Below are 7,086 nucleotides of genomic sequence, written 5' to 3'. Positions count from 1 at the left end.
CTCCACTGCCCGGTAGAGCGCATGAAAAATCTCCTTTCGGGCGGTTTCTTAAGACGCTCGCCACGCCATGAGGCAGTGGGGCATCGGTGTCCGTCAGGTGCTTCTGCCCATGCAGGATTCCACAACATTGATGAAATCGTTTGTTTCGATGAAAGGCATCCACACTTTGGATAGTTGACCACGCGTTTCAAAGGTCGTGAACTACATCTCCTCGTTGTGCTCGACGCACTCCCGACAGAGCGCAACCTCATGGGCGCGGCATGCAAGATTAACCGAGCCCAGCCGGTCATGAGTGCGGCCGGCGCTCGGCTGCTCGATTATTTGCGCGATGAGCTCGCGACCATGTCCGCGGAGGTATTCAAACTTAACGCTGCGTCCGGGAGCTCTTGCCCTCCAGTTCGCGACGCTCTCCTGCCCATCCAGTGCTCGTTTATTTCGTCGGATAGTTTGACCCGGCTCTACCGAATCGCCGCTTCAGGATCATTCTTTCCGATTTCGTCACGCTCGTATTTCTGCCGCGCCCTACACCGATTAGGCGCGAACAAACTGAGCGCCTTGGAACCCGAACCCGTGCGTCGTGACCGGGAGCATCCGGGGCGAACTCATGCGCTCGGGGGCATCGCATCACCGGACGGCGACAGGCACGGTCGACCGGCATCTCGGCATCGGCTGGGAATTCGTCCATGGTCTGCATTGACGACGCTTCCTGAGGCCACGTAGCTCTTATGCCAAGCTGGGCGCCCGGGTCGAGCGCGTAATGACGACAATTGCTTCGCTACAGGTCAAACGCTTTCCGGGCCACCTGCAAAGTCTTCACCCGGCCGTACAGCGCCCAAGACCACTGATGTGATCGACAAGAGCCTTGTTGATAAATCTGCGCTATTCTCCTGTCGCGCACGGACGACCGCGTGGCGAAGAGCAGGGTCCGAGATGAGAGCCCTGCCGCGCAGCTTCTATCGTCGCGCCTCGTTTGCGGCATCCGTGCCTACCCTCTTCGGACCTCGTGGGTTCCAACCGGCGGCGAGGCGTGCATAGGCGCCCTCGGCCTGCTCCACCCAGCGGCGCTCTTCTTCCCGGTGGCTCTTTATGTTGTAGGCGTGCGCGGCTCCCTTTTGGCCGCGCACAGCCTTGCTCCCGGCCTTGAGTTCCACATCGCGCAAGCTTCTTGGCATGCAGGGAGGGTCGAGCCCACGCGTAACTCTCGCCCTTCATCAACAGATGCCAGATCACGACAGAGAGTTTGCGTGCGGTTGCCACGGCCGCGACATGCTGTCCGCGCCGGGCTCGCACGCCGCAGGGAGAAGGCTCGCAACGGTCCGGGAGCACGAGCGGCCGCCCAGGCCGCCTCGACGAGCATGCCGCGCGCATGACCACGGCCCTGCTTGGTGATCCGCCCATGGTAGGCCGGACCTGGCCGGACTGTCGGACGCTTGGGTTCAACCCGAGATAGGTCACGAGCTTCTGCGGATCGTCGAAGCGCGACACGTCGCCGATCGCCGCCTTCATCGCCAGCGCGACGGTGATGTCGACGCCGGGAATGGTCATCAGCCGCTTCACGCCTTCATCCTCGAGAGCCGAGCGGGCAAGATCGCGTTCGATGACCTGGAGGTCTTCGCCCAATCGGTCGAACTCGCGCAGATGCCGATCGATCGCGAGGCGCTCGTCCTGCGGTACGACCTGCTCGATTAACCAGGTCCGACCCTTGGCGCCGCACAGGTCGGCATGCGGGCAGGACGGGATCAGGTGGCTATGAAGGATCGACTGGATGACGGTCTTCAATCGAGATCTCTGTCGGACAATCTGATTGCGCCGTGTCACCTGTCGACGCAGAGCCTGCGTCGGCTCGTCCGCAATCCAGACTTCTGGCAAGAAGCCGCTGGCATAGAGCTGCGCAAGAACGTCGGCCTCGATCGTCGTTTTGATCTTGGCATAGGCAATGATACGCACCTGTTTCGGGTTGCCGATCCCCACCTTCTTCACATGCGGCGCAACCACAGCCGTAGCGGACGTCGCGTTGCCGGTGGCCTCGATCACCCCGACATCGTTCGGCGACAGCTTCGCGGCGAACGCCGCCAGCAGATCGCGCCGCATGTCGACGCGGCCGAGTCGCCTGAGCCTGCCATCCTCCCATGCCACTGCTTCGGCGAAGGCGCGGTGAATATCCAGTCCGATGATGCGCATGCCCGTTCCTCCTTCTTGGCTCGGTCAAAGACGGGAGCTGGCGGGTAACACGACATCTACTGATCCGCGCTCGCAGCGCCTCCGGGAAAGTCGCGAGGGGCGGCGATGTAACGAGCTCGGGCTCTCAGCCCACGGTCTATTGACGGCCTGCCTGCACCTTCGTGCTCCCGGTGCCCCACGTCCCGGATGGGCTCACCATAAGGGCGTTCCAAAACAAGAACGGCAGGACGAAAAGGCACCACAGATCACCACCGGATAACAGCAAGGCCAAGCGCTTCGTTCAGACAGGCTTGCGCCAATGGGCTTAGGCCGAGCCTACAACAGCTCTCAAAAACGCTGCCGAACTGCTGCATTGGCTTCGCCGATACAACACAGGCCTCACGGCAGCTTAGGATCAAACCGCCCATCAGTCGCCTCGGACCACGCCTTGCTAGGTCGGGGCCGCCGAAGACGCTGGTTGATAGCCCGGCGCCATCGGCCCGGCATTTCAAACCGCCAATCTCTGACCTGCACAGTACGTACGATTGCTCGCTTCGGCAGATCACGCGGCTCATATGTCGGACCTTAACGTCATCCATCATAAACTTTTTGCGACAAAAGATTGCAAGAATGCTAAATTGTTAAAGTCGTTTGTTTCGGTTAAAGGCATCCATCCCATGGATGGCTGATGACATGCGTTTCAAAGGACTTGATCTAAATCTCCTCGTTGTGCTCGACGCACTCCTGACGGAGCGTAATCTCTCGGCGGCGGCACGCAGGATCAACCTGAGTCAGCCCGCCATGAGTGCGGCCGTCGCCCGACTGCGCGATTATTTCCGCGATGAACTGTTTACGATAAGAGGTCGCGAACGATTTCTAACCCCGCGTGCGGCAGCATTTGCCCCCGCAGTTCGCGACGCTCTCCAGCACATCCAGTGCTCGATTATTTCTTCGGATCCGTTTGACCCAGCTCGAGCCGATCGCCTCTTCAGGATCATTCTTTCCGATTTCGTCACGCTCGTGTTTTTCGAAAAGCTTGTGGAGCGTATTGCACGGGAAGCCCCCGCCGTCAGCTTCGAACTGCTGCCTGTCGACGATAGCCCCGATGAGCTTCTCCGGCGCGGTGACGTCGATTTTCTAATTCTACCGGATATGTTCACGTCGAGTGTGCATTCAAGCGTTCCGCTGTTTGACGAGAAGCTCGTGTGCGTAGGCTGTCCCACAAACAAGCAGCTGCCACAGCAGCTTACATTCGAGAGATACATGTCGATGAGGCACGTCGCGGTCAGGTTCGGGCGTACGATGAAGCCGTCTATCGAGGAATGGTTTTTGCTTGAGCATGGCCTTAAGAGACGTGTCGAGGTCGCCGTGCAGGGCTTCAGCATGATTCCACCTATGGTGTCCGGCACAGCTCGTATAGCGACCATGCCCTTGCGGCTGGTCAGGCATTTCGAAAACACGTTCCCCCTGCGGGTTATCGAACTTCCGCTGCCATTTCCCACATTCACCGAGACCCTCCAATGGCCGGCCCTCCACAATAGCGATCCGGCAAGCATCTGGATGCGGGAGATAATGATGCAAGAGGCATCTCGGATGGCTGTCCCGCTGTGAACCCACGGAAAATTCAGGCGCACCTATAGTCACTACTCCTGTCACCATCTACTCTGACGACAATAGCCCTCGCCGGATAAAGTCGATGCTGGCGGCAAGTGCGCCTGCGAGATCGTCCAGAGAATGGACTTCCTCGACCAGCTCGAACGAGAAAGGTCCCGCGTAGCCGCCATCCAGCAGCGCCTGAATCTGGCTGCCATTGTCGGAACCTGCAAGAAAGCGATCGGGGTAAATCCAGAAGGTCGGGTCGTTTACGCTTGAAATGTGCACCAGGCCGGTAAGCTCGCAGAACAGGCATGTCTCCCCGGCCAGGGTGTGGTGGAACGTGTCGTGCACGAGGCGAAAGACGGACTGGCCATCAACCGCGGCAACGGCCTCGGCCGCTTCCTTCTTTGATCGAAGCGAGCAGGTTCGGAAACCCAGCGGCTCGATAAGACCGATCAGACCCCGCGACTGGAGGATTGGCTTGATCTCGTTTAGAGCGAAACGAAGATTGTCCTGGCGCTCGCTATTGGTGGGCCACGAGCTGCGGTTGGCCGGCACCAAAACGAGCGTCTCCGCCCCGCACGCCGTCGCATAATCGGCGAGGTTGCTTGCCTCGGCCTGACGCGTTGGAGTCCAGTCGTTGAACCGCTGCAAGGCGTTGACAGAGATGATCGTGATGCCCGCTTCGGTAGCGGCAAACCGGACGTCCGCAGCCGGAATGCCGCGTGCGACAGGATTGCTGAAATGAGGGTAACGGATTTGGACGTCGGTCAGGCCTTGGTCACGGGCAAGCGCGAAAAGCGCACTGACGTCAAGGCGGGGCGCCGCCATGTGATCGAGTGCAAAGCGGGGCGATACCTGGCGCATTGCTTGACTTTCCTTCCATGAAGCGCGGCTGCCATTTCGGCATCCGGCTTCTTTCAAGACGGAACCACGCCGGTTCACAGATCGGACAGAGACGGCCGAGTCAATCGAGCTTTCCTTTCATCGGTGAAAGGAAAATGGGCGCTCATGATAGAAATCCATCAAGCTCAAATATTTTCCGGAAGATAAATGTCGAACGGCAGAAATGTCTGCCCCGGGCTCTCCGCGACGCCGGCTTTGATGGCCCGCTCCATTGCCATTATCAGCTCCTGGCAAAGTCGGCGCATTGGCGTGCCGACCGCCATCGTCAAGATGTCATCCGCAAGCGCCCCACGTGACTGCGGCGTCATTTCACTCACGATCGCGACGAGATCCTGACCGCTCCCCTCTTCTCGGAGCGCGGAAATTGCCCCCTCTATCCCCCCGCCGGCCATATAGAAGCCGACGAGCTCTGGTTCCCGCTGCATAAGATCCAGCAATTTTTCGTAAGTGAGCTGCCGTTCATCAAGGTTCACGAGCGCATCAAGCACCTCGAATTTTGGCGCGTTCTCACGAAAATACGCACGAAAGGCCGTTTCCCGCGTCGCATGCGCCTGGAAGCGATGGCTTCCGACAAACACCGCCACCTTGCCGGGCCGTTTTGCGGTCTTGGAAAACACCCAAGCGGCAGTCCGTCCGACCTTGCTGTTGTTGAGGCCGATGTAGCCCTCGCGCACGCCATCGGCGAAGTCGGATAGCAGCGAAAATACCGGGATACCTTTCGCCTTGAGCTCCTCGACTGATGCTGTGATTTTCGGGTGATCGGCCGCCACCATGGCGATCGCCTGGCAGCGGCTCCCAAGGTCCTTAAGAAGCGGGAGCAGGTCACGCGGCAAATGTGACTGCGCGAACTCGATGATCGGAAGGCCGTGGAAGGATTTAGCCATACTGACCGACTCTTCGATCTTGCGAGCGAAATCTTGGTAGAAATCGTGGGTAGGTTTTCTCAAGATGAAGCCCAGCTTGTAGTGCGGCAGGTGCTGCTGCAAGCGCTGTTTGATGAGACCGGCAGCATGATAGCCGATCGCGTGCGCGGCCGCATGGACCCGCTGGGCGGTCTCCTCTCGCACCGGAAGGCGGACGTTCAGAACCCGATCGACTGTTGCTACGCTGACTCCGGCTTCGCGGGCGAGATCGGCAATTGTGACGCGCTTTCCCCTAGCGATTCTGATCGGCCGGTCCTCCATCATCCGGTGCGCTCCCGCGACGGCTTGGGGCGGCAAGCTGAAATAGTTCCCACACCCGGCGGTTGATAGCGCATTCGACGAACAGCGCTCCATGCGCACCCAGATGAGTTTCCGTGAACCGTTCGTTTGCTTAGGGGCTTCATGGTGTTGTATTACTCACTGCGTTAGTACTCTATTTCCAGCGCTCTTTGGAGGCTGGCAATTCGACTGTTGTGGCAAGGCCGCGACTTACACGTCGCGCTGTTGCGATTTTGCTTGCGGGGAGCCAGTTTGATGTAACCCTAACCGCGGAAAGCGGCTTCCATCCGTGACTGGTCCAATTCGCCTTCCCAGCGAGCGACAACGAGCGATGCCACCGCATTACCGACTAAATTCGTCAGCGCGCGGCATTCCGACATGAAGCGGTCCACGCCAAGAATTAGAGCCATTCCGGCAACGGGAACACTCGGCACGACAGAGAGAGTAGCGGCCAATGTGATGAAGCCGGCGCCGGTGACGCCTGCCGCACCCTTCGAGGAAAGCATCGCAATTAGCAGCAGGAGGATCTGATCGGCAATTGACAAATCTGTGTTCGTCGCCTGCGCGATGAAGAGGGCGGCGATCGTCATGTAGATATTGGTACCGTCCAGATTGAATGAGTATCCAGTAGGGATGACGAGACTTACGACCGAACGCGCGGCGCCGGCCTTCTCCATCTTCTCCATGAGCGAGGGCAGCGCGGCCTCCGAGGAGGACGTTGCCAGGACAAGCAGCAGTTCGTCCTTGATGTAGCGGACAAGAGAAAAGATCGAGAAGCCGTTGTAGCGGCAGACCGCGCCGAGAGCCCCGAACACGAAGAGGAAGGCGGTAAGATAGAACGTCGCGACCAGTATCGCGAGGTTGGCCACCGAACCGATACCGTATTTGCCGATCGTAAAGGCCATTGCGCCGAAGGCGCCGATGGGTGCAGCCTTCATCAGAATGCCGACGAGCTTAAAAATGGGGGCGGTAAGCGCCTGGAGAAAGGTAACGACCGGCCTGCTCGTCTCTCCGGTCATCGCCAAAGCAATGCCGAACAGGACCGAGAAGAACAAGACTTGCAGGATGTCGCCTTCCGCGAAGGCACTGGCAATCGTTGACGGGATGATGTTCATCAGGAAGCTGGTCACGGACTGCTCGTGAGCCGTGGCCACATAGCCCTTAACGGCTTGGACATCGAGCGAGGCCGGATCGATGTTGAGGCCGGCGCCAGGCTGAACGA

5 protein-coding genes and 1 pseudogene are annotated in these 7,086 nt (G+C 59.3%); 2 read left to right on the top strand and 4 right to left on the bottom strand.

Going from position 1 to position 7,086, the window contains the following annotated elements:
- Nucleotides 1-174 precede the first annotated feature (174 nt).
- Nucleotides 175-512 (top strand): annotated as a pseudogene (locus EN781_RS36010) (LysR family transcriptional regulator); the annotation flags it as partial.
- 367 nt (nt 513-879) lie between these two features.
- Here the strand turns inward: EN781_RS36010 and EN781_RS20750 are convergent.
- Nucleotides 880-2,181 (bottom strand): IS110 family transposase, encoded by a 1,302-nt coding sequence (locus EN781_RS20750; protein WP_236473627.1) that lies wholly within the window; start codon nt 2,179-2,181, stop codon nt 880-882.
- Nucleotides 2,182-2,853: 672 nt separating this feature from the next.
- Here EN781_RS20750 and EN781_RS20745 point away from each other — a divergent pair.
- On the top strand, nt 2,854-3,771 hold the full coding sequence (locus EN781_RS20745) for a LysR family transcriptional regulator (RefSeq protein WP_091600624.1): 918 nt from the start codon (nt 2,854-2,856) through the stop codon (nt 3,769-3,771).
- A gap of 48 nt (nt 3,772-3,819) precedes the next feature.
- Here the strand turns inward: EN781_RS20745 and EN781_RS20740 are convergent, their stop codons facing one another.
- The 3 genes from EN781_RS20740 to dctA form a co-directional block, all read right to left on the bottom strand.
- Nucleotides 3,820-4,623: a TIM barrel protein gene (locus EN781_RS20740; RefSeq protein ID WP_091600623.1), complete on the bottom strand. Its 804-nt coding sequence runs from the start codon at nt 4,621-4,623 to the stop codon at nt 3,820-3,822.
- 164 nt (nt 4,624-4,787) lie between these two features.
- A complete protein-coding gene (locus EN781_RS20735) occupies nt 4,788-5,849 on the bottom strand; it encodes a LacI family DNA-binding transcriptional regulator (protein WP_091600622.1) in 1,062 nt (353 codons plus the stop codon).
- 278 nt (nt 5,850-6,127) lie between these two features.
- Nucleotides 6,128-7,086: C4-dicarboxylate transporter DctA (gene dctA, locus EN781_RS20730; RefSeq protein ID WP_127400281.1), on the bottom strand; the 959-nt coding region annotated here is incomplete at its 5' end.

Source organism: Mesorhizobium sp. M4A.F.Ca.ET.090.04.2.1, from assembly GCF_003999085.1.
Classification (GTDB): Bacteria; Pseudomonadota; Alphaproteobacteria; order Rhizobiales; family Rhizobiaceae; genus Mesorhizobium.
The sequence above is the reverse complement of the archived record's forward strand: the minus strand, read 5'-3'. Positions and strand labels throughout refer to the sequence as shown.

Excerpts from the sequence above, each read along its gene's own strand:
- EN781_RS20750 (WP_236473627.1), bottom strand. The coding sequence starts at position 2,181 with ATGCGCATCATCGGACTGGATATTCACCGCGCCTTCGCCGAAGCAGTG.
- EN781_RS20745 (WP_091600624.1), top strand. The coding sequence starts at position 2,854 with ATGCGTTTCAAAGGACTTGATCTAAATCTCCTCGTTGTGCTCGACGCA.
- EN781_RS20740 (WP_091600623.1), bottom strand. The coding sequence starts at position 4,623 with ATGCGCCAGGTATCGCCCCGCTTTGCACTCGATCACATGGCGGCGCCC.
- EN781_RS20735 (WP_091600622.1), bottom strand. The coding sequence starts at position 5,849 with ATGATGGAGGACCGGCCGATCAGAATCGCTAGGGGAAAGCGCGTCACA.